The 22672-nt window shown below is 69.0% G+C and carries 14 protein-coding genes; 8 read left to right on the top strand and 6 right to left on the bottom strand.

The window, feature by feature from the left end; all coding sequences use genetic code 11:
- Nucleotides 1–187: 187 nt before the first annotated feature.
- The 6 genes from ACUKCB_RS19650 (at nucleotide 188) to ACUKCB_RS19625 (ending at nucleotide 16229) form a co-directional block, all read left to right on the top strand.
- A complete protein-coding gene (locus ACUKCB_RS19650) occupies nucleotides 188–976 on the top strand; it encodes a thioesterase II family protein (RefSeq protein ID WP_473037064.1) in 789 nt (262 codons plus the stop codon).
- Nucleotides 977–1048: 72 nt separating this feature from the next.
- Nucleotides 1049–2080, top strand: coding sequence for a TauD/TfdA family dioxygenase (locus ACUKCB_RS19645; protein ID WP_473037063.1), 1032 nt, complete (start codon nucleotides 1049–1051; stop codon nucleotides 2078–2080).
- A complete protein-coding gene (locus ACUKCB_RS19640) occupies nucleotides 2077–3906 on the top strand; it encodes a non-ribosomal peptide synthetase (RefSeq protein ID WP_473037062.1) in 1830 nt (609 codons plus the stop codon). Before ACUKCB_RS19645 ends, ACUKCB_RS19640 begins: the two co-directional genes overlap by 4 nt.
- A 146-nt stretch (nucleotides 3907–4052) precedes the next feature.
- Nucleotides 4053–14582, top strand: coding sequence for an amino acid adenylation domain-containing protein (locus ACUKCB_RS19635; protein ID WP_473037061.1), 10530 nt, complete (start codon nucleotides 4053–4055; stop codon nucleotides 14580–14582).
- A 2-nt stretch (nucleotides 14583–14584) separates the two neighbouring features.
- Nucleotides 14585–14785, top strand: coding sequence for an MbtH family protein (locus ACUKCB_RS19630; RefSeq protein ID WP_473037060.1), 201 nt, complete (start codon nucleotides 14585–14587; stop codon nucleotides 14783–14785).
- A 142-nt stretch (nucleotides 14786–14927) separates the two neighbouring features.
- Nucleotides 14928–16229 (top strand): MFS transporter, encoded by a 1302-nt coding sequence (locus tag ACUKCB_RS19625; RefSeq protein ID WP_473037059.1) that lies wholly within the window; start codon nucleotides 14928–14930, stop codon nucleotides 16227–16229.
- Between the two features lie 47 nt (nucleotides 16230–16276).
- Here ACUKCB_RS19625 and ACUKCB_RS19620 read toward each other — a convergent pair whose 3' ends face one another.
- From ACUKCB_RS19620 to ACUKCB_RS19600, 5 genes are all read right to left on the bottom strand, one after another.
- A complete protein-coding gene (locus tag ACUKCB_RS19620) occupies nucleotides 16277–16969 on the bottom strand; it encodes a DUF1449 domain-containing protein (RefSeq protein ID WP_473037058.1) in 693 nt (230 codons plus the stop codon).
- A gap of 157 nt (nucleotides 16970–17126) precedes the next feature.
- Entirely contained in the window at nucleotides 17127–17735 is a 609-nt protein-coding gene (locus tag ACUKCB_RS19615; RefSeq protein WP_473037057.1) for a hypothetical protein, read from the bottom strand.
- A gap of 27 nt (nucleotides 17736–17762) precedes the next feature.
- The gene (locus ACUKCB_RS19610) at nucleotides 17763–18947 is read right to left on the bottom strand and encodes an MAB_1171c family putative transporter (protein ID WP_473037056.1); all 1185 of its coding nucleotides are present in this window, start codon (nucleotides 18945–18947) and stop codon (nucleotides 17763–17765) included.
- Nucleotides 18947–19219: a hypothetical protein gene (locus ACUKCB_RS19605; RefSeq protein ID WP_473037055.1), complete on the bottom strand. Its 273-nt coding sequence runs from the start codon at nucleotides 19217–19219 to the stop codon at nucleotides 18947–18949. The genes ACUKCB_RS19610 and ACUKCB_RS19605 overlap by 1 nt, the downstream gene beginning before the upstream one ends.
- A gap of 336 nt (nucleotides 19220–19555) precedes the next feature.
- Nucleotides 19556–19987, bottom strand: coding sequence for a hypothetical protein (locus ACUKCB_RS19600; protein ID WP_473037054.1), 432 nt, complete (start codon nucleotides 19985–19987; stop codon nucleotides 19556–19558).
- Nucleotides 19988–20262: 275 nt separating this feature from the next.
- Here ACUKCB_RS19600 and ACUKCB_RS19595 point away from each other — a divergent pair, with 275 nt between their 5' ends.
- Together ACUKCB_RS19595 and ACUKCB_RS19590 are read left to right on the top strand one after the other, a co-directional pair.
- On the top strand, nucleotides 20263–20826 hold the full coding sequence (locus ACUKCB_RS19595) for a hypothetical protein (RefSeq protein ID WP_473037053.1): 564 nt from the start codon (nucleotides 20263–20265) through the stop codon (nucleotides 20824–20826).
- A gap of 364 nt (nucleotides 20827–21190) precedes the next feature.
- Nucleotides 21191–21577: a hypothetical protein gene (locus ACUKCB_RS19590; RefSeq protein WP_473037052.1), complete on the top strand. Its 387-nt coding sequence runs from the start codon at nucleotides 21191–21193 to the stop codon at nucleotides 21575–21577.
- Between the two features lie 269 nt (nucleotides 21578–21846).
- Here the strand turns inward: ACUKCB_RS19590 and ACUKCB_RS19585 are convergent, their stop codons facing one another.
- Complete coding sequence (locus ACUKCB_RS19585) at nucleotides 21847–22644, bottom strand: phosphotransferase family protein (protein ID WP_473037051.1); 798 nt, start codon at nucleotides 22642–22644, stop codon at nucleotides 21847–21849.
- Nucleotides 22645–22672 lie beyond the last annotated feature (28 nt).

Genomic DNA, 22672 nt, shown 5'->3' with positions numbered 1-22672 from the left:
GACGTGAGGCAGAACGCCGACTTGGAACTGCCGCCACCTTGCCGTCACTTCCTGCCTCGTGCGCCACGGACACGGGCATATCTTTCCATTATTCGATCAGTTCCGCAGAAGGAATTCCCGATGGCGGTCCGGGTGGACCCGGGGATTGACGTCGGCCCGTAAGTGCGAACTGGAAAGGAATGGAATAATGGAATTCGAAAACGAATCGGCCGCGAGTGAGATCCTCTGGGAACTGCGGCGCGGTTCTCCCGGCGCCCCGTCCCTGTTGATCCTGCCCCACGCCGGAGGCAACGCCCACTACTACGCCCAGTGGGAGGAGCGCCTTCCCCAGGGGGCGGGCCTGCTGGTGGCCCAGTACCCGGGCCGGGGCTCGCGGTTCACCGACGACCTGCCCGAGAGCATCGACGACCTGGTCTCCCCGATCGTGTCCCTGCTCGCCGATGACCACCGTGACCTGGTGGTACTCGGCCACAGCATGGGGACCCTGGTGGCCTACGAGGTCGCCCGGGGGCTCACCGAGGCCGGGCGCCCGCCCCGGGCGCTCATCGGATCGGCCTGCCGTGCCCCCTTCCTGCCCAACCCCAGCCCGGTCCTGCCCGAGACCCTCTCGGACGAGGACCTGGTGGAGGCGATCAAGGCCCGGGGTGGCACCGACCACGAGATCCTCGACGAGCCCGAGCTGCGGGAGATCATCCTGCCCTCGATCCGAGCCGACTTCTCCCTCGACGACGCCTACCGGCGCGATGACGCCGTGCGCACCCTGAACGTCCCCGTGACGATCGTGGGCGGCGACGCGGACTCCGTCGTGCCGGTGGGCGACCTCGTGGAATGGCGCGAGGTGAACCGGGGTGAGACCTCCGTCGAAATCCTCTCCGGGGGCCACTTCTACTTCGACGAGAGCGAGGAGAACATGGCCCGCTTCATGGCGGTCATCGGTTCGGTGACCGCGTCGGTGTCCGTCGCACACGCGTCCTGAACAGCTCGGCGGAACGAAGAAGAGACCGTACGCAGCGCGGGTGGTCGGACCCGTGAGGAAGAAGGAGGAAGAATGTCGTTGGTAACCGAGAGGACCACGCCGCGCCGCGAGGCGGGCAAACCCTCGATCATCGAGATCCACGGTGCGCGGGACATGGACGAGGCGGTCCGGATCCTGGAGCGCGAGCGCGCCGCCATCACCGGGGAACTGGCCTCGGCGGGCAGCGTTCTGGTCAGGGGTCTCCCCGTCCGGGACGCCGCCGCCTTCGGCCGGGTCCGCGACGTGCTGATGCCCCAGCCCGCCGCCTACAAGGAGAAGGCGACCCCGCGCACCGATTTCGGCGGCGGCGTGTTCTCGTCGACCGACCTCCCCGCCATCCAGCCGATCCGCCTGCACAACGAGAACAGCTACACCCTCGACTTCCCGGGCACCCTGATGTTCTGCTGCGTCGTCGCCCCCGAGAAGGGCGGCGCGACGACGGTGGGCGACATGCGCGAGGTGCTGGAACTGATCCCCGAGGACCTGCGCCGCAGGTTCGAGGAACACGGCTGGCTGCTGGTCCGCAACTACTCGGCCCTGGCCGGCCTTCCCTGGCAGACCAGCTTCGCCACCGAGTCCCCCGCCGAGGTCGAGGCTTACTGTGCCGAGAACGTCATCGGCTGCGAGTGGCTCGACGCCGAGACGCTGCGCACCCGCCAGCGCCGGTCGGCGATCATCACCCACCCGGGTACGGGGGAGCGGGTCTGGTTCAACCACGCCGCCTTCTGGAGCCGGTGGTCCCTGGACGAGGACGTCCGCGACGTGCTGTTGGAGACCTACGGCGAGGACGGGCTGCCCTTCGAGACCTTCGTCGGTGACGGCACCCCGCTCACCCGGGAGGAGGCCGAAGCGCTCAACGCCGCCTACACCAGGGCCACCCGTAGGGAGACCTACCAGGTGGGCGACCTGCTGCTGGTCGACAACATCCTCAACGCGCACGGCCGGGAGGCCTTCGAGGGCGACCGGAAGATCCTCGTCGCCATGGGTGATCCGGTGCCCCTGGCCGACTGCGCCCCGACCGCTCCCCCCGCCACCGGTACGAGCCAGAGCGGGAGCGCCCAGTGACCACGTGGACCGAACCCCTCGCAACCCCGACCGGGCGGGGCGGCGCCGTCCGGGACCTTCTCGACCGCCTCGCCGAAGTGCCCGGTTCCCGCGACGCCGTCGTCGACGGGGACCGCGTCCTCACCTTCGACCAGCTCAGGGCGGGGGCCGTGCAGGTGGCCCGCGCACTGGTCGGCCGAGGCATCGGTCGTGAGCGCGTCGTCGCCCTGTGCATGCCCCGTGGGGCCGATCTGGTCCTGGGCCTGATCGGCACCCTGACGGCCGGATCGGCCTACCTGCCCGTCGACCCGGCCCTGCCCGCCGAGCGCCGCCGCCACCTGCTGGAGAACGCCGCCGCGGACCTGGCCGTCGTGCCCTGTACTGCTGGTGGGGACGGTCACGGGGACTGCGGCCGTGCGGAGGGAGCCGCCGCCGAGACCCTCGCGATCTGCCAGATCGTCCCCGGGCGGACCATGGCCGAGGCGGGCCAGGAACCCTTCCTGCCCGCGGCCGTCAGCCCCGGCAACCTCGCCTACGTCATCTACACCTCCGGGTCCACCGGTCGGCCCAAGGGCGTGGAGGTCGCCCGCGCCTCGGTCTCGGCCCTCCTGACGGACTTGGAGGACGAGCACCTGGTCGGTCCCCCCGGCGGCCGCGTGGGCTGGAACGCCTCCGCGTCCTTCGACGCCTCGGTCCAGCAGTGGGTCCGCCTCTGCAGGGGTGACACCGTCGTCACCCTCGACGACCGGACCCGGTCCGACCCGGCTGCCATGGCCCGGCTCATCGACGAGCAGGCCCTGACCGACCTGGACATCACCCCGTCCCACGCCGACCTGCTGCTCGACCACCTGGAGGGGCACCTGGGCCCGGACCGCGCGGCGGGGCCGCTGACGATGCTCATCGGAGGCGAGCCCATCAGCCCACCCCTGTGGCAGCGCCTGAGCGCGATGGCGGAGCAGGGATCGATCCGCGCGGTCAATGTCTACGGGCCCACGGAGTGCACCGTCGACGCGACCGCGGGCTGGATAGACCCCTCCCGCGAACCGCACATCGGCGCCGTCCTCCCCGGTCTGGAGCTGCGCCTGCTGGACGAGCGCCTGCGTCCGGTGGCGGAGGGCGCCGCCGGTGAGATCTACCTCGCCGGGCACCGGGTGGCCCGCGGCTACCGCGGAGCCCCCGGCCTGACCGCCGAGCGTTTCGTCCCGGACCTCGAAGCCGCCGACGGTTCGCGTATGTACCGCACCGGTGACCTGGCCCGCCGCTGCGAGGACGGCCGTCTGGAGTACCTGGGCCGGGGAGACCGCCAGGTCAAACTGCGGGGCTTTCGCATCGAGCCCGGTGAGATCGAGGGCGTGCTGGGCTCCCATCCCGGTGTCGCCGAGGTGGTCGTCGACCTGCGCGATCTGGCCGGGGGCCCGGCGCTGGTGGCCTACTACCGGGCACGCGGCGCCGGACCGGAGCGGGGGCTGCGCGATCTCGCCGCCACCGAGCTGCCCGGCTACATGGAGCCCGCCGCCTACGTGGAGCTCACCGAGTTCCCCAGAACGCCCAGCGGCAAGCTCGACCGCGCCGCCCTGCCCGACCCCGAGCCGACGGACCGGAACGGCGCGGACGGCGAGGACCTGAGCCCCGTGGAACAGCTCATCGCCCAGGTGTGGGCCAAGGTCCTCGGCGTCTCGGTGATCGGTGCCCAGGACGACTTCTTCCGCCTCGGCGGCCACTCGCTCCTGGCCATCAAGCTGGTCTCCCAGGTCAAGGCGCGGATGGGGGTGAAGATCCCGCTCAAGGCCGTGTACGAGAACCCGAAGTTGCGCGACCTCGCGTCCGTCATCGAGTCCGAGGTCTGAGTGGGCGCTCCCGCTCGGAGAACCCGCCCGGCCGAATCCGCCCGCGGGGGGTCGATCCCCTGTCCTCGACCCCCCGCCGGCCCCCGAACGACCCCGCAGGCCCGCACGCCAGACCGGCGGCGAACCCCATCCGAGAAGGAGTAACCGTGATCCCCCTTTCCTACGCGCAGCGGCGGCTGTGGTTCGTGAACCGTCTCGAAGGGGCGGGTTCGACGTACAACGTGCCGGTGGTGGTGCGTTTCGGTGTCGGTCTGGACGTCGGTGCGCTGGAGGCGGCGCTGGGTGACGTGGTGGAGCGGCACGAGGTTTTGCGGACGGTCTACGGGGAGCAGGGGGGTGAGCCCTATCAGCGGGTGCTGGATCCGGTTGAGGGGTGTCCGGTCTTCGAGGTGGTGGAGTGCGCGGCCGGGGGGGTGGACGCGCTGGTGGGGGAGTTCGCGCGTACGCCCTTCGATCTGGCGGTCGATTATCCGGTGCGGGTGCGTTTCTTCTCGTGTGGTTCGGGCTTGTCGGTGTTGGTGGTGCTGGTGCATCACATCGCGACGGACGGTTGGTCCGAGGGCGTGTTGGTGCGGGACCTGTCCGAGGCCTACGCCGCACGGCGTGGGGGTCGTGCGCCGGGGTGGGAGCCGCTGCCGGTCCAGTACGCCGACTACGCGCTCTGGCAGCACGACGTCCTCGGCAGCGCGGACGACCCCGAAAGCCTCCTCGCCCAACAGTTGGACTTCTGGAACCGGACGCTGGAGGGCGCCCCCAGCCCGCTGACGCTGCCCTTCGACCGGCCGCGTCCGGCCGTCCCGACCGCACGCGGTGCGCAGGTACCCCTGGACGTCGACGCGGACCTGCACGCGGAACTCTCACGGGTGGCCAGGGAACACGGCTGCACTCTGCTGATGGTGGTGCAGGCGGCCCTGGCGGTCACGTTGTCCGAGGCCGGCGCCGGGAACGACATCCCCCTCGGGACTCCGGTGGCCGGTCGTGATGAGGAGGCCCTGGACGACCTGGTCGGGTTCTTCGTCAACTCCCTGGTCCTGCGTACCGGGGTCGATCCGGACCGGACGTTCGCGGAGATGCTGGCCGGGGTGCGTGAGACCGACCTGAAGGTCTACGCGCACCAGGACGTGCCCTTCGACCTCGTCGTCGAGAGCCTCAACCCGAACCGCGCGGTCGCGCATCACCCGCTCTTCCAGGTGACGGTCGCGGTCAGCGGCGAATCGGGCGGGCAGGCGGCGTTCGACGGCGTGGAGTCGGTGTCGCTCTCCTCCGTCTCCACCGGTGTGGCCAAGTTCGACCTGGCCGTGGGGTTCACCGAGCGCAGGGACGGGGGTGGTTCCCCGGCCGGTCTGGCCGGTGTCCTGGAGTACGCGGTCGACCTTTTCGACGCGGACACGGTCCGGGCCGTGGCTACGGTGCTGGAGCGGGTGCTGCGGGCGATGGCCGAGGACACCTCGGCGAGGGTGGGTGCCGCCGTGCACCTGTCAGGCCCGGAGCGCACGGCACTGACAGCCCGATGCGCCCAGGAACCCGCTGCGGAGGCCGAACAGGACGGTCCGGCGCCGGGGAGCGCGCAGACCCCGCGGCAGGAGATCCTGTGCGGTTTGTTCACTGATTTGCTGGGCCGTGAGTCGGTGGGTCTGGGGGAGAACTTCTTCCGTGCGGGCGGTAACTCGTTGCTGGCTCTGCGTCTGGTGTCGCGGGTGCGTTCGGTCCTGGACACGGAGGTGGGGCTCCGGGACTTCTTCCGTGACCCGACGGTACGGGGCGTGGACCGGTTGGTCACCGAGGGGCGGGGCGCGGCCGATCGCCCGGCTCTGACGGCGGTGGAGCGTGGTGCGGAGTCGCCGTTGTCGTACGCGCAGCGGCGGCTGTGGTTCGTGAACCGTCTCGAGGGGGCGGGTTCGACGTACAACGTGCCGGTGGTGGTGCGTTTCGGTGTCGGTCTGGACGTCGGTGTGCTGGAGGCGGCGCTGGGTGACGTGGTGGAGCGGCACGAGGTTTTGCGGACGGTCTACGGGGAGCAGGGGGGTGAGCCCTATCAGCGGGTGCTGGATCCGGTTGAGGGGTGTCCGGTCTTCGAGGTGGTGGAGTGCGCGGCCGGGGAGGTGGACGCGCTGGTGGGGGAGTTCGCGCGTACGCCCTTCGACCTGTCCGTGGACCACCCGGTCCGGATCCGCTGTTTCGCACCTGGCTCCGAGGCGCCCGTACTGGTCGTTCTGACGCACCACATCGCGACGGACGGTTGGTCCGAGGGCGTGCTCGTCCGGGACCTGTCCGAGGCCTACGCCGCACGGCGTGGGGGTCGTGCGCCGGGGTGGGAGCCGCTGCCGGTCCAGTACGCCGACTACGCGCTCTGGCAGTACGACGTACTGGGTTCCGCCGAGGACGAGGGCGGTCTGCTGTCCCAGCAGTTGGACTTCTGGCGGGGGGCTCTGGAGGGCGTGCCCGAGGTCCTGGAACTGCCGTTGGACCGCGCTCGGCCGGCCGTGCCCTCGCACCGGGGCGAAAACGTCGCCTTCGGTCTGGACGCCGACCTGCACGGGCGGTTGACCGAACTGGCCCGGGCACGCGGCTGCACTCTGCTGATGGTGGTGCAGGCCGCTGTGGCGGCGGCCCTGTCCAAGGCCGGCGCGGGTGAGGACGTTCCGCTGGGCACCCCGGTGGCGGGCAGGACGGAACCGCAGCTGGACGACCTGGTGGGCTTCTTCGTGAACACGCTGGTGCTGCGCACGGATGTGGCCGGGGAGAAGACCTTCGCCGAGGTCCTGGAAGGGGTCCGCGACGCTGACCTGGCGGCGTTCGACCACCAGGACGTGCCCTTCGACCTGCTGGTGGAGGAGCTCAACCCCGAGCGTTCCACCGCACACCACCCGCTGTTCCAGGTCACGGTCGCACTCAACCAGGCCGACACGGAGGAGTCCACCCTCGGCGGTACGGCCGTGGAGGTCACCTCGGTCACCACCGGCGTGGCCAAGTTCGACCTCGCCGTCGGATTCGTGGAGAACCGGGACGGGTCGGGGGCTCCGGCGGGACTTTCCGGGGTCGTGGAGTACGCGTGCGATGTCTTCGACGCTGACACGGTCCGGGCGCTCGTCGCGGTGCTGGAGCGGGTGCTGCGAGTGATGGCCGAGGACGTCTCGGTACGTGTGGGTTCCTGTGTGGAACTGACGGAGCAGGAGCGCGCGGCGCTGACGACTCGTGTGGTCGAGCGGGTGCCCCCCGTGGGCAGCGGTGAGGGCGATGCCGGACCTGACGCGCCCCGTACGAGCCGTCAGGAGATTCTGTGCGGGTTGTTCGCCGGGTTGGTGGGCCGTGAGTCGGTGGGGCTGGGGGAGAACTTCTTCCGTGCGGGCGGTAACTCGTTGCTGGCTCTGCGTCTGGTGTCGCGGGTGCGTTCGGTCCTGGACACGGAGGTGGGGCTCCGGGACTTCTTCCGTGATCCGACGGTGCGGGGCGTGGACCGGTTGGTCACCGAGGGGCGGGGCGCGGCCGATCGCCCGGCTCTGACGGCGGTGGAGCGTGGTGCGGAGTCGCCGTTGTCGTACGCGCAGCGGCGGCTGTGGTTCGTGAACCGTCTCGAGGGGGCGAGTTCGACGTACAACGTCTCCGTGGCCCTGCGCCTGCGCGGTGCACTCGACGTAGGGGCCCTCGAAGCCGCAGTCGGTGACGTGGTGGAGCGGCACGAGATCCTGCGCACCGTCTTCACCGAACACGAGGGGCAACCCCGCCAGCACGTGCTCGGCGCGCGGCAGGCCCGCGAACGCCGCCTCCTGAGGGTGAGCGCGGTCCCCGAAGCCGCCGTCGCGGCCCGGATCGAGGAGATCAACGACCACGCCTTCGACCTGGCCGAGGATCTGCTCGTGCGCGCCGAACTGCTGAGGACCGGCGACGGGGAATCGGTGCTGGTGGTGCTGGTGCACCACATCGCGACGGACGGTTGGTCCGAGGGCGTGTTGGTGCGGGACCTGGCCGAGGCCTACGCCGCGCGCTGCCGGGGCCGGGCCCCGGAGTGGGAGCCGCTGCCGTTGCAGTACGCGGACTTCGCGCTCTGGCAGGAGGCCCTGCTGGACCGGACCGGCCCGGAGGGCCTGGCCGCGGCTCAGCTGGACTTCTGGCGGAAGGCTCTGGAGGGCGCGCCCGAGGTCCTGGAACTGCCGTTGGACCGCGCTCGGCCGGCCGTGCCCTCGCACCGGGGCGGGAACGTCGCCTTCGGTCTGGACGCGGACCTGCACGGGCGCTTGCTGGAGGTGGCGCGCGCCCACGGCTGCACCCTGTTCATGGTCCTCCAAGCCGCCCTCGCGGTCACGCTGAACCGTTCGGGCGCGGGTGAGGACGTTCCGCTGGGCACCCCGGTGGCGGGCAGGACGGAACCGCAGCTGGACGACCTGGTGGGCTTCTTCGTGAACACGCTGGTGCTGCGTACGGACACCTCGGGCAACCCGGCCTTCTCCGAGTTGTTGGAGCGGGTGCGCGAGACCGACCTGGCGGCGTTCGACCACCAGGACGTGCCCTTCGACCTGTTGGTGGAGGAGCTCAACCCCGAGCGCTCCACCGCACACCACCCGCTGTTCCAGGTGATGATGGTGCTCCAGAACAACACCGTCGTCGAACCGCACCTGCCGGGCCTGAGCGTCAGCCCCGAACCCTTCGGTTCCCACACCGCCAAGTTCGACCTCACCTTCGCCTTCCACGAGGGGCCCGAGGGGATCACCGGTGTCGTCGACTACGCCCGCGACCTGTTCGACCGGCGGACCGCGGAAGGGCTCGGTGAGCGCCTGGTCCGGGTGCTCACCGCCGTCGCGGACGATCCCGGAACCGGTGTCGCCGACATCGACCTGCTCACCGACGACGAGTTCCGCTCCCTGGTGACCGACGTCAACGACACCGCCGCGGGCGAACCGTCGGCCCTCGTGCACACGCTGTTCGAGGAACGGTCCGCCGCGGCGCCCGACTCCGTGGCGCTGGTGTTCGAGGGCGCCGAGTTCACCTACACCGAACTGAACACCCGGGCCAACAGGCTCGCCCGCCATCTGCGGGCGAACGGTGTCCTGCCGGGCACGATGGTCGGCGTCCTGCTGGAACGCGGCGTCGACTACGCCGTCGCGCTGTTGGCCGTGCTCAAGGCCGGTGCCGGATACGCACCCCTGGACCCGGCCTTCCCCGACACGCGATTGGCGGCGATGGCGTCGGCATCCGGTGCCGACCTGGTCATCACCCGCGCCGCTCTGCTGGAACGGGAGACGGGAGCGGTCCGCCTCCTCCCCGTAGACACCCTCGCGGCCCCGATCGACGCACACGAGGGCACCGACCTCGCCCTGGAGCTGTCACCGCTGAGCACCGCCTGTGTGATGTTCACGTCCGGATCATCCGGCGTACCCAAGGGGGTGCTCGCCCCGCACCGGGCCATCGTGTCCACCTTCACCGGCCAGCACTACGCCGAACTGGGACCCGACCGGGTCTGGCTGCAGTCGGCACCCGTCTCCTGGGACGCCTTCGTCCTGGAGTTCTGGGGAGCACTGTTGCACGGCTCCGTCTGCGTCCTCCAGAGCGGCCAGGTCCCCGAACCGCCGCGCATGGCCGAACTGGTCGCCGAGCACGGAATCGACTCGCTCTTCCTGTCCACCGGCCTGTTCAACCTGGTCGTGGACGAGTATCCCCAGGTCTTCGACGGAGCACGACAGGTCCACGTCGGTGGCGAGAAGCCCTCCGCCGAGCACATGCGCCGATTTCGCGCCGCATTCCCCGACACCAGCCTGCACAACGGGTACGGGCCGGTGGAGAGCATGGTGTTCACCCATTCCCACCAGGTGCGCGACCAGGAGGACGGGCCCGTGCCCATCGGGGGCCCGCTCGGCAACCGCCGGGGCTATGTCCTCGACGAGCACCTGCGGCCGGTGCCCGCGGGCGTCCCCGGGGAGCTGTACGTGGCGGGCGCCGGACTGGCGCACGGATACGTGGGGCGCCCCGACCTGACGGCCGAACGCTTCCTGCCCGACCCCTTCGGGGAGGCGGGGGAGCGGATGTACCGTACCGGTGACGTCGTCCGCTGGGCCGCGCCCGGCCGCCTGGAGTACCTGGGCCGCGCCGACGACCAGGTGAAGGTGCGCGGTTTCCGGGTCGAACCGGGCGAGATCCAGGCCGTGGTCGCCGCGATGCCCGGGGTCGCCCAGACCGTCGTCACCGCCCGCAGGGACCACAGCGGGGCCATGGCCCTGGTCGCCTACGTCGTTCCCGCGGCCGGAGCGGTCCTGGACGGCGCCCGGGTCCGTGCCGCGGTCGCGGAGGCGATGCCGGACTACATGGTTCCCTCCGCCGTGATGGTCCTGGACGCACTGCCGTTGAACACCAACGGCAAACTCGACAGGCGCGCCCTGCCCCGACCGGACTTCGCGTCCGCCACGGGTTCGGGGCGCGGTCCGCGCGGACCGCGCGAGGAGATCCTGTGCGGGCTGTTCGCCGAGGTGCTGGGGCTGGAACGGGTCGGTGTCGACGACTCCTTCTTCGACCTGGGCGGCCACTCCCTGCTGGCCACCCGCCTCATCGCCCGGATCCGCTCCGTGCTCGGCGCCGACCTCGGTCTCCGGGAACTGTTCACCTCGCCCACCGTGGCCGGGGTCGCCCGGACGGTCGAGGCCTCCGGGGACCGCTCCGCGCGCCCCGGTGCGGTGCCCCAGGTGCGGCCCGAACGCCTTCCGCTCTCCTTCGCCCAGCGCAGGCTGTGGTTCCTGCACCAGATCGACGGCCAGGAACGCGCCTACAACATCCAGACGGTGCTGCGCCTGGACGGCCGCCCCGACCCCGAGGCGTGGTCGGCCGCGCTGGCCGACGTCGTCCAGCGTCACGAGGTGCTGCGCACGGTCCTGCCCAGCGACCGGGGTGAGCCCTACCAGCAGGTCACGGACGGTTCCGACATCCGCCTGAGGGTGAGCGAGCACGAGGCCGAGCAGATTCCGGACGTGCTCCGGGAGATCGACTCCCACGTCTTCGACCTGGAGTCCGGGCCCCTGGTGCGCGCCGACCTGCTGCTCGCCGGTGAGGGTGAATCGGCCCTGGTGGTGCAGATGCACCACGCCATCGGTGACGGCTGGTCGCTCGCCCCCCTGGTCGGGGACCTCCGGGAGGCCTACGCCGCGCGGAGCCGGGGGCACGCCCCCTCGTGGGACGCGCTGCCCGTCCAGTACGCCGACTACACGCTCTGGCAGAACGCACTGCTGGGTGACCCCGAGGACCCGGAGTCGGCCCACAGCCGACAGGCCCGCTACTGGGAGCGGACCCTGAGCGGGCTCCCCGAGGTCGCGGAGTGGCCGCTCGACTTCCCCCGCCCCGCCGAGGCCCGCTACACGGGCGGCACCGTCACGACCGTGCTCGACGAGGACCTCCACGCCGGGCTCCGGCGCATCGCCCGCGAACACGACTGCACCCTCTTCATGGTGGTGCACGCCGCGCTGGCCGCCCTGTTCACCAGGATGGGCGTCGGCGACGACATCGCCGTCGGCACTCCGGTGGCCGGCCGCACCGACCCCGCTTTCGACGACCTCGTCGGGTTCTTCGTGAACACGCTGGTCCTGCGCACCGACACCTCCGGCTCCCCGACCCTCGCCGGACTGCTGGCCCGGGTACGGGAGGCCGACCTGGCCGCGTTCGACCACCAGGACCTGCCCTTCGACCACGTGGTGGAGCTCGTCAACCCGACGCGCAGCACCGCACACCACCCCCTCTTCCAAGCCATGCTCTCCCTGGCGACGGGTGAGGTCTCAGCCGTTCCCGAGGGGACGGATCCGGGCCGCTACGGCCGCGCCGAGACCGGTACCGCCAAGTTCGACCTCGGCTTCACCGTCGCCGACCGCACGCCGGACGGGACCCGGCCCGCGACCATCGCCCTGGAGTACGCCACCGACCTGTTCACCGAACGGACCGCGCGGGACCTCCTCCGGCGCCTGGTCGCGGTGATGCGCGCCTTCACCGCAGACACCGGACGCAACCTCGACGAGCTCGACGTCCTCCTGCCGGACGAGCGGATCCGGCAGCTCGCGCCGACGGACGCCCAGGAGCCGCCCGAGCACCGGTCGACCTTCCTCGGACGGCTCGCGGAGCAGGTGCGCCGCACCCCGGACCGGACCGCGGTCATCTTCGACGGCAACGAACTCACCTACCATGAGCTCGACGTCCGGGCCAACCGCCTCGCCCGCACGCTGATCGGCCTGGGTGCGGGTCGTGACCGGCCGGTGGCCCTGCTGATGGAGCGTTCGGCGGACCTGCTCGTCGCCATGGTCGCCGTACTCCGGAGCGGTTCGCCCTTCCTGCCGCTGGATCCGCGCAACCCCGCGGAACGGCTCACCGGCATCATCGAGGACTCCGGGGGCGGGCTGCTGCTGACGGACGCGCACACCGGCTCGCACGAGGCCGTGCGCGGGCTCTCCGCATCCGTCACCGTGCTGCCCGCCGACGAACGGTTTCCCGCTCCGGACGCCTCCTGGGACGAACCCCACCCGCTCCCGCACCCCGACTCCCTCGCCTACGTCATCCACACGTCCGGGTCCACCGGGCGCCCCAAGGGCGTGGCCGTCACCCACGCCAACCTCGCCCACCTGCTCCGCTCCCTGGAGGACGGCGGTTTCTACCTGAGCGAACCCGGGGTCTGCGCCTGGACCGCCAGCGCGGCGTTCGACGCCTCCGTGCAGCAGTGGGCGCCGGTCTGCCGAGGGGACGCGGTGCTGATCGTGGACGACCGGACCCGCGAGGAACCGGACGCCTTCGCCCGGGAGCTGCTGCGCCACGGCACCACCTACCTGTGCCTGACCCCCACCCACTGGGAGCTGGTGCGCGACGGGCTCCTCCAACGGCCGAAGGACCTCCCCCCGCTGCGCCTCGCACTCGGCGGTGAGGCCGTACCCGCCCAGGTGTGGACCGAACTGGCGGCCGTGACCGACCGCGTCGCCGCGTTCAACCTTTACGGCCCCACGGAGGCAACGGTCGACGCCACGATGGCGACCGTGGCGGGGGAGCACCCGCACATCGGCCGGGGTCTGCCGGGCACCCGGACCCTCATCCTCGACGAACGGCTGCGGCCGGTGCCCGCCGGCGTCGTCGGCGAGCTGTACCTGGCGGGCGGGGGAGTGGCCCGCGGGTACCTGCACAGGCCCGGTCTGACCGCCGGGCGGTTCGTCACCGACCCCTACGGGGAACCCGGTTCCCGGATGTACCGGACCGGGGACCGCGCCTCCCGGACCCCCGGGGGCGACATCCGGTTCCACGGGCGGTCGGACGACCAGGTCAAGATCCGCGGCTTCCGGATCGAACCCGGCGAGGTCGAGGCCGTCCTCTGCGCCCACCCCGACGTCGCACGGGCGGCGGTCGTGGTTCGCGAGGACCACCCCAAAGACACGAGGCTGGTCGCCTACCTCGTGGCCGGGGCCGGACGCGGGATCGACCCCGACGAGCTGTCCGCGCACGCGGCGCGCTCTCTGCCGGGGTACATGGTCCCGGCGGCGACCGTCGTCCTGGACGGCCTTCCGCTGAACTCCAGCGGCAAACTGGACAGGCGCTCCCTGCCCGCGCCCCGCTACGCCCCCACCGAGGTCGGGCGCGATCCGCGCACCCCGCACGAGGAGGCGCTCTGCGCGCTGTTCGCCGAGGTCCTGGGGCTGGAACGGGTCGGAATCGACGACTCTTTCTTCGATCTCGGCGGTCACTCCCTGCTGGCCGCGCGGTTGGTCGGCCGGGCCGGAACGGAACTGGGCGCCGAGCTCAGGGTCCGGGACGTGTTCCGTTCGCCCACCGTCGCCGGGTTGGCGGCCGAGACGGACCGGGGACGGCCGGGACGGTCTCCGGCCGACGCGGGGTCGGGCGGCGAGGCGGTGCCCGAGAACCCCGCCGGCGCTCTGGACGTCCTGCTTCCCCTGCGGACACGGGGGGAGCGGCCACCGCTCTTCGCCGTTCACCCCGGGATGGGCATGAGCTGGTGTTATGCCGGCCTGGCCCGGCACCTGCCCGAGGACCAGCCGCTCTACGGCCTGCAGACGCGGGCGCTCACCGTTCCCGGGGAGCTGCCGCACAGCGTCGCCGAGATCGCCGAGGAGTACCTGGAGCGTGTCCGCTCCGTCCGGCCGCACGGCCCGTACCGGCTCCTGGGCTGGTCGTTCGGCGGCATCGTCGCCCACGAGATGGCGGTCCGCCTCCAGGCCGCGGGGGAGGAGGTCGCCTTCCTCGGACTCATGGACTCCTACCCCGTGCCGTCCGGCGCCGAGCGCACCGACTTCACCCAGGAGGAGGTCCTGGCCATGATGCTCGACCTCCCGGCCCACGCCGGCCCCGCCGGAACGCCGGTCGACCGCGCCGCGGTGGTCCGGGCCGTCCAGCAGGGCGATCCGGTCCTGGCCGAGTTCGAGGAGGCCGATCTGGCGCTCCTCGTGGACGCGGCGGTCAACCACGCGGTGGTCATGAACCGCCACACCCCCGGAACCTTCACCGGGGACGCGATCTTCTTCCGCGCCACGCGCGGGAGAACCGAGTACTCGCCCCTGGTCGAGTACTGGAGGGAACACGTCGACGGTTGCATCGACATCCACGACATCGACTCCACGCACATGGGGATGACCCGCCCGGAGCCGGTGCGGCAGATCGGCCGACTCGTGTCCGCCCAGATGGAATCCACCCCCTTCGAACAGCTGAGGAGCTGACGATGAACAACCCGTTCGACAACGCCGAGGGCACCTTCTACGTCGTGGTCAACGCCGAGGGCCAGCACTCCCTGTGGCCGTCCTTCGCCGACGTCCCCGCCGGCTGGGACGTCGTCGCGGGTGAGGACACCCGTGAGGCCTGCATGCGCTACGTCGAGGAGAACTGGACCGACATCCGGCCCCGGAGCCTCGCCGCCGTCTGACCGGCACCCGTTTCGCACCACCGGTGCGGGCCCGTGCGACGGGCCCGCACCCGCACCACCGCAGTCCGCCCCACCCGGTTCAGGGCTGTACGGCCCGTCGCCTCCCCGCGCCAACCGCCACCAGGAATTGAGAGCTGAGAACATGGCAGTGCAGACCAGACCGAGCAGATCGGTCCGCGGCCTGGGCCGCGACTTCCACCGCTTCTGGATCGGAAGCATGAGCAGCAGCGCGGCTGACGGCATCATGGCGACCGTCCTCCCCCTGATGGCCGCCATGTTCACCAACGACCCCGTACTGGTGGCCGGGCTGGCCTTCGTGCGCTTCCTGCCGTGGCTGATCTTCGGCCTGTTCGTCGGCGCGCTCGTCGACCGCCTGGACCGGGGCAGGGTGCTCATCGCCGCCAACCTGGTGCGCGCCGCCACGCTGGTGGTACTCGCGGTGATCGTGGCCTCGGGCAGCGCCACCATCTTCACCCTCTACGCGGTCATGTTCGTGGTGATGTCCTGCGAGGCCTTCTACGACATCGGCGGCCGCGCCCTGATGCCCGAACTGGTCGCCAAGACCTCCCTGGACCGGGCCAACAGCCGTATCGTCGGAGGCCGGGTGGTCGTCCAGGACTTCGGCGGCGCCCCCATCGGCGGCCTGCTGATCGTGGTCGCCGCGGCACTTCCGATCGCGGTCAACGCCGGGGCCTATCTGCTCGGCGCGCTCATTCTGATCGGCCTGCCCCTGAGCGCCCGGCGCCCCAGGGGCGAACAGGCGGATCCGGGTGCGCGTGCCGTCTCCGTCCTCGCCTCGGTCCGCGAGGGGACCTCGTTCCTCTGGAACGACCGGCCGCTCCGGTACCTGGCACTGCACGGGTCACTGGTGGCCATGGGCTTCATGCTCCAGTCCTCCGTGCTGGTCCTCATCCTGCGGTCGCACTTCGGGGTGCCCGAGGCGCTGTACGGCGTGTTCATCTCGTCGGCCGCGCTCGGGGCGCTGATCGGCGCCCTGTCGGTCTCCCGCGTGGTCGCCCTCCTGGGGCGCTTCCGCACCGAGGCCATCGCCTACACGGTGATGGGCGCCGGGTGCGTGGGGTTCATCCTGTCGCCCAACGCCTACGCCGCCGGTTTCTTCTGGGCCCTGATCGCGGTCGCCATGGCCGTGTCCAACACCGTCATCATCGGTGTCGCCCAGCTCGCCATCCCCTCGGAACTGCGCGGCCGGGTGCTGGGATCGGTACAGATCTTCGCGATGACCTTCAACGCCTGCGGCGCCCTCATCGGCGGCTTCCTCGGCCGCGTCGACCTGCGGCTGCCCTCACTGGTCGGCGGGGCGATCGTCATCATCGCCACACTGCTCTTCCTGCCCGCGCTGCGGACCATGACCCGGCGCGCCAACGAGGCCGAGGAACGCGATCGGCTGGAGGCGGAACGCGACGAGCGGGCCGGATCGGCCTAGCCACGCGAGTGGAGGAGTCCGGGGCGGCTGCCCCGGCACGACCCCGGTCAGGACTGGCCGGGGTCGAGTGCTGCGTCGAAGGCGGTCACCAGGAAGACGTCCTCGCCGGGGTCGTGGTCGAAGATCAGTGCGGTGCTGCCCAGGGGGAGGAGTTCGCCGCCGGTGGTGCGCACCGGGATGGAGATCGAGGCGCCGCCCGCGGTGGTGATCTCGGCCTGGCCGAAGTCCTCCCGGGCCTCGCCGATCCGGATCACGCAGGTGCGGCCGACCAGTTCGTGCTTGGAGTCGCTCCTGCGCCCGGGCAGGAGGCGCTGGAGGCCCATCACGACACCGCTGGTGACCGCCCAGGCGGCGACCAGCGCGATGACCAGCACCACGGCGCCGAGCGCGTACAGCAGCGGGGTGGAGGCGGTGTCGACGAGGGTGGTCAAGATGCTTCCCATCATGCTCACGAACCAGGCGACGCAGATCAGCATGGTCAGGGTCACGGTCACGGGGACCTGCCCGACCCGTCGCCCACCACCACTCTCAACGGAAGCCTTCGGCGCTGTTCCCGTCAGACCCGCCTTGCCCAGGAGGGCGCTCAGACCGGCCGCGTCGCCGTCGGCGTCCACGCTGTCGAGCATCTCGGTGTCGGCGGCGCCGACGATCACGAAGATCCAGTAGCCCAGGACGACGACGAGCATCGGGGTGAACAGGACGGAGGGGAAACCGAAGGCGGTACTCAGGAAAAGACCCACCCCGCGCACCCACCCCTTCACACCCGGGTTCGGAGCCGGTGCCGTGCCGACACGCCGTACTCCCTCGCAACTGTGCCGGAACTCTACCGAAGGCCCCAGTTCAGCGGGTTCGGAGGGGTGTCGTTGTCCGGTTGTGGCCACGCGGGGAGGCGCACGCTCAGCGGAGAAGGGAGAAGACGACCGCCGCAATGGCCGAGCCGAGTACCGCTCCCACTACTGTCTGCGCCCACGTGTGGTCACGAAGGCGTACGCGCGACCAGCCGACGAGTACGACGCCCGGGACCGTGACCGCCATAGCCGTGCCATAGGTGAGTACGAGGATGACCGAGACGCCTCCAGCCACGGCGGTGTGGACGGAGACCTTCCACCACACGGTGATCACCAGAGTGAAGATCAGAGCAGTCAGCATGGCTATGACCAGTGCGAGCAGTACCTGCGGCGCGTCCAGGAACACCAGCGTCGTGATTCCGAGGGTCACACATCCGATGACGATCAGCAGGGGAACGAAGCGCTGGCGGCGCTCCCGGACATGGTGGTCGGTCCACCAGCTGAGCCGAGCTCCGACGATGAGGATCGCGTAGGGGACGATGCCGCAGAACAGCGCGGAGAGGAACCCCCAAGCGATCCCGGAAAGGTTTTGGGTGCTGTACCACCCGACCGCGAGAAGGATGACGATGACAAGGACACCGGGCGCGAGGACCTCGGTGACGGCCCGGGCCGCCCGGTCCGCAGTGGTCGGTGTACGAGCGTCGTCGAGAGCGGTCACAGTAGTTCCTCGGCCTTGTCGGTGTCATCAGTGGTGTGGGAAGAAGGATGCGGAGAGTTCGCGGACAGCCGGGGAGCGGTAGGCACGGGCGACGCGACGCAGCCAGCAAACCTCATGGTCCAGGTCCCCTCCGCCATGGTGTCTGTCGCCGGACCCTGGAACCCCAGGGATACCGCGGGCCTTGGCGTGGAGGGCGACACTCCACTGGCACGCTTGAACGAACGCTTCGATATCCGCCCTGTGCGTGCTGGACGCCGCGGCGGCCCGGCGGGCGACATCGTCGACTCGGTCCTGCGTATGCTCGCGCAGAGCGAGAACACCATCACGTATCTCGATGGTGTACCGGTACAAGCGCAGACGTGTGTCCCAGAAACGCCTCTCGTACCAACGCGGATTCGTGTCGATCTCCAGAACCACATCCGGATTCTGCAGGTGGATCGCTTTCCACAGGGGACGAAGTTGGTGCAGAGCCCGGAGGTCGTTCACCCTTTCCAGGGCCGACGCCACGAAATCTGCGGGAAGTGTCGTTCCGATGATGACCAGGAAGAGCGAGAGGTTGAGCAGCAGGCTGTTCAGCAACGTCGTGAAGTCGGGGGTGAAGGGCGGTTCGATGCCGGGGGTGAACCCCAAGATCATGAACAACGCCTTGTTCGCGACGTAAAAAAGTCCCATGATCGTTCCAGCGCCACCGATGGCCAGCCCGTAGCGCAGACGTCCGGCGGGTGCCTGACGTGCCTGCCGGAGGAAGAGCCCACTCGCCATGGCGAGGACGATTCCGAGGTGTGCCAGCCAGGCGCCCCAGTAGATCAGGATCGGGATACTGCCTCCGCCTCCCAGGGCGAAGTCACCGTCGGAGGACCGGGGGACGAAAGGCAACGCCCAAAGCATGACGGTGGCGGTGACGGCTGCCAAGGTGATTCGTGTTCTGCGTCCCCGCAGGTCATGGCCGCGCCCGACCAACCACGCGATGAAGTCGAGAACGGCGGCTGCCGCGACTACGCCTGCCAGATGCTTGGGAACGGTGAGCAGGTAGGCAAGGTCGATCTCGCGGAAAATGGCCTCAACGTAGGGTACACGCAGGGTGGCCGCGACCGTGAGTCCGAGGAAGGCCACCGTGAGCGGACGGTGTTTGGGGTCTCGAAGGGCCTTTGGAGCGCGCCATGCCACCACACTCCCCGCCAACAGCGGTGGCAGAAGCTCTAGGAGAGGCATCAGGTCGTGCCCACACTGCCGCCGAGGGTCTCCTGAAGACGGCCCAGAGCGCCTCGTCTCGGCGTGGTCACGGACATTCGGTCGACCATCTCGCCGAGCAGGCTGGCGGTCATCTCCGCCTGACGTTCTTCCAGGGAGTTGTACCGGGCACGCTTGCGCAGTAGAACCCGGCGAACGACGAGTGGATCAAGATCGGGGAACAGTACCGCGAGACCTCGATCGTCCTGTAGGAGCTCGTGCCCCCACAACATGTGTGCGATCTCGTGCAGCACGATGTGACGCTGGTGTGTTTCCGATGTGTTCGCTGCGTAATAGACGTGGTCAACGTCGCTGGTACTGATCCAAGCCCCACACATCTGGTTACTGGGCGTGGCGTTTTCCCACGGGTGCAGACGGATGGACCGACCTCTCCGGGATTCCAGGCTGCGGAGGAAGGTGTCGAACGAGAAGGGAACTGAGGCAGGTGGGACAAGATCGTGAATCTTCGCTGAGCACAGCTCACGTAGTTCGGCATCAGGATCCTTGGGGAAAAGACGTGAGTACCATCTTCCTGAGCTGGTCACCCCGAGGTTCCTCCCACTGGTTCAACTACTGTGGCATGCAGGATGCTAACAGTCTGATTCGTCTGTTTCTCCTGGACTCAGTCCTTCCAAGGACCGTATGTGATCGATGATCGCACCGAGCTGTTCGCGGCTGGAGTCGGACAGGTCCTTGGCTCGGAGCGCCACGTTCAGCGCGCCACTCTCCTTGAGCTGGGACAGCAGTGCGAGCTGGGGTTCGACGCGCGCGGCGTAGTCGCTATCGAAGAAGTACCTGAGGTCGGTCCCCGCCCACGCGGCCAGCGCTTCCAAATGGTGGATCCGCGGGTTGGTGGTCTTCCCGGTGGCCAGCTCCCATACATAGGGGCCGGATATGACGTTCCGGCCCTCCTCCTCGTTGATGCTGCGAGCGACCTGCCCGTAGGAGGGGCGCTTGCCCCCGGGCGGAGTACGTAACTCGATGAGTCGCTGCACCTTCTCCGCCAGGCTCTGTGGCCGCATGTGGCCAGTGCGGCGACCGTTGCCCTCCTCCAACGCTGACTCCTTCACCTGGTACGGGCCCCGGCCACGCCGCGATTCGGCGTGGCGCTGCGAACTGGCCAACCACTCTAAGCATTGCGCGGGAAGGACTTCGTGTCATAAACAGGTGTTTACGACTCAATGGTTCACGCGCTCCATCTGATGGCATGCTAGCTGGGAGAATATCCCTTCGTTCACGCATGAAGATGAGACGTCTGGGGCGGGTGGTCTGAAGGCTGTGACGGTATGAGGTGCAGATGGGCAGGGTCATGCGTGTGCAGACGCTCGGGGGCATCCGTGTCGACGGTGCGCCGGCTCGGAGCGGGCGAGCCCTGGAGTTGGTAGCCATACTCGCGCTCTCGGGAGGGGTGGCGCCCCGGGACTGGTTGTTGGAGAACCTGTTCGAGACACCGCCCTCCCCATCGAGCCTGCCGACGCTCGCGATGCGGGCGCGAAGGCTTGGTCTCGACGTCGCATACGACATGGACCGGTGTCGGTATCGCTTGGACGGCCGTGTTTCCTGTGATGTGGTGGAGGTTCTGGACCTTCTTCGGGAGGGGTGTATATCAGATGTTCTCAAGGTTTACCATGGTCCTTTTATTCCCAGGAGCCACAGCCCCTTTGCCATGGGTATAAGAGGAGAGCTGGAAAAAAGAATGTCAGATGCCGCAATCCGCTCTTCGGATTCCCGTGTCATGATAGCTGTGGATCGCGTTGTTAAGCACCCGGAACTGAGTATGGCCCTCCTGCGGTCCGATTCCGACCCGTCGACAGTCTCGTTGAGCCGTTCATGGCTGGGAACCCTGGGATGTGACCAGTGAACGGTTGACCCAGTTCGTGAGTAGGTCTGTATCCCCGCGTAGGCTCAGGTTCTTCGCTGATATCGAGGGCGCGTATGCCTTCCTGATGCCCAAGGCAGTGGTGTGGCTCTTCGAGATGCCCACCACCGCAAACGTGGCCGCACCGGCCCTGGTGTCGTTTCTCGTCCTGCAGGGGGCGGCCCAGAGGGTGAATTACCCATAGTTCTCGTCGCGCAGGCAGGCCGAACCCCTGTGCCGACGGCGTTGGCGGCCGTTCGTCGGGCTCAGTCATGATCCGGACCTTCAGGAATGACTTCACCAGCGCCAACACCCGCTCGTCCTTCACCCGTACTCGCACACGGTCTGCCTGAGTTGGCTCATGGTGTTGTCCTCGCAAGCGGACCATCGCACCGACCTGTTCGAAGACGACCACCAAGAAGCCCTGGACCCCGACCTGGGACCGGCCGCGCCCAGAGTGAACCTGGTGGCTCCGCCCCAGGAGCCGACGTTGCCGATCCCCGGGACCAATCTGGCCGCCCGGCCGACGTTCCATCGCACACGGCAGACGATCGAGGCGCATCTGACCTTCGCGTTCACCGCTTTGGCCTGCACCTGCCGAGTACAGGCCCGTAGCGGAGTGAGTATCCGGGCCCTCGTGCGGCAGCTGCGTCCGCTGCGCTCGGCGACCATCGTGGGCGACGGAATGGCCCAGCCCTTTCCGCCGGAGATTCCGACTGCCCAGCAGGAGGCGCTTGACGCACTTATGCAGTGATGAGGACGCGTACTGACCGTTTGAGCCAACTCAGGTTGGAGTTCTACACACCGCAAGAAGTATTTTACAAGCTCCCGCTTGAGGGCGAGGGTGTTGTTTCAACGAGTTGACACCACCCACCGCTCCCGTGCCTGCAAGGAGAACCGGGCGAACCCACGGCTTGGTCAGGTAGAAGCCGACCCGAAGAATTTAGGCCGGGGACCCACATCTGCGATAGAAAGCTGTCCTGCCTCCTGAACGTGCAACCCCTCTTTTTCAGGTTGTCCATATCATGGATTCCGCCTTACTGTTCCATGCTGTCGAACGGGTTGGGGGTATATGCCTTCTTGCCATTCATGGAACAAGCTGAGGTTCGTTCCGTCGAGGCGCTCGCCAACAATATCCAACATGTCATGGAGATCATCGTGCCAGCCTACGTAAGAAGCGTAGTCATGGGCATGGACCATAGTCCGCAACGCCGATATATTGACTAGTGTATCAATTTTCGGAATGCTACCGTAGCCCTGGAGGAAGGACTGGCCCAGAAGTGCATAGTCTGCTCCGGGAATTTGGCGCATATCACGCTTGTGGGAATCGTGCAGTTCAGTGATTTCCCCGATTAGCCAGGCGATATCGAATGTAGGATCACCGTTGCACATGTCCTCGCCTATTATCAGTGCCCCAGTGCCGCTGCTTTCTGCGGGAACAATCTGGGCGAGTGCAGGGTTTCCATGCAATACTGAATGGTTCGATGAAGACGAGCTAAAATGTTCCGTGAACTCGCGCAGGCGTTCCATGCGGTGGAACCCGAGGCGGCTGTGGGCCAGGCGCCATAGGCGGCGCGCTGACATGCTTTCCCCTCCATCGGCGAACCAGCGGCGTGCCCTGATGAAACCGGGAGGATCAGGTGGCAGTTCGGCAACTGCGGGTAGCCGGTGCAGGGCTCTGAGCGCTGCACCCACGGCCCTTAGCAGGTCTGCGACACCACGATCGATGTCCACGCGCCCGGTGCGCAGGACCGCCGCAGCTGGAACAGATCCGCTCATCTCATAACGCAGCGGCTCCGTCGAATTCTCAGCGAACTGCACGGAAACGCCGACGGATGGTACGGCCTCC

The organism is Nocardiopsis moroccensis, from assembly GCF_055763695.1.
The sequence above is the reverse complement of the archived record's forward strand: the minus strand, read 5'-3'. Positions and strand labels throughout refer to the sequence as shown.

Bases quoted from the DNA above. Each gene is read 5' to 3' on its own strand.
- ACUKCB_RS19600 (WP_473037054.1), bottom strand. From the start codon at position 19,987: ATGCGGCCACAGAGCCTGGCGGAGAAGGTGCAGCGACTCATCGAGTTA.
- ACUKCB_RS19645 (WP_473037063.1), top strand. From the start codon at position 1,049: ATGTCGTTGGTAACCGAGAGGACCACGCCGCGCCGCGAGGCGGGCAAA.
- ACUKCB_RS19630 (WP_473037060.1), top strand. From the start codon at position 14,585: ATGAACAACCCGTTCGACAACGCCGAGGGCACCTTCTACGTCGTGGTC.
- ACUKCB_RS19610 (WP_473037056.1), bottom strand. From the start codon at position 18,947: ATGCCTCTCCTAGAGCTTCTGCCACCGCTGTTGGCGGGGAGTGTGGTG.
- ACUKCB_RS19595 (WP_473037053.1), top strand. From the start codon at position 20,263: ATGGGCAGGGTCATGCGTGTGCAGACGCTCGGGGGCATCCGTGTCGAC.
- ACUKCB_RS19650 (WP_473037064.1), top strand. From the start codon at position 188: ATGGAATTCGAAAACGAATCGGCCGCGAGTGAGATCCTCTGGGAACTG.
- ACUKCB_RS19625 (WP_473037059.1), top strand. From the start codon at position 14,928: ATGGCAGTGCAGACCAGACCGAGCAGATCGGTCCGCGGCCTGGGCCGC.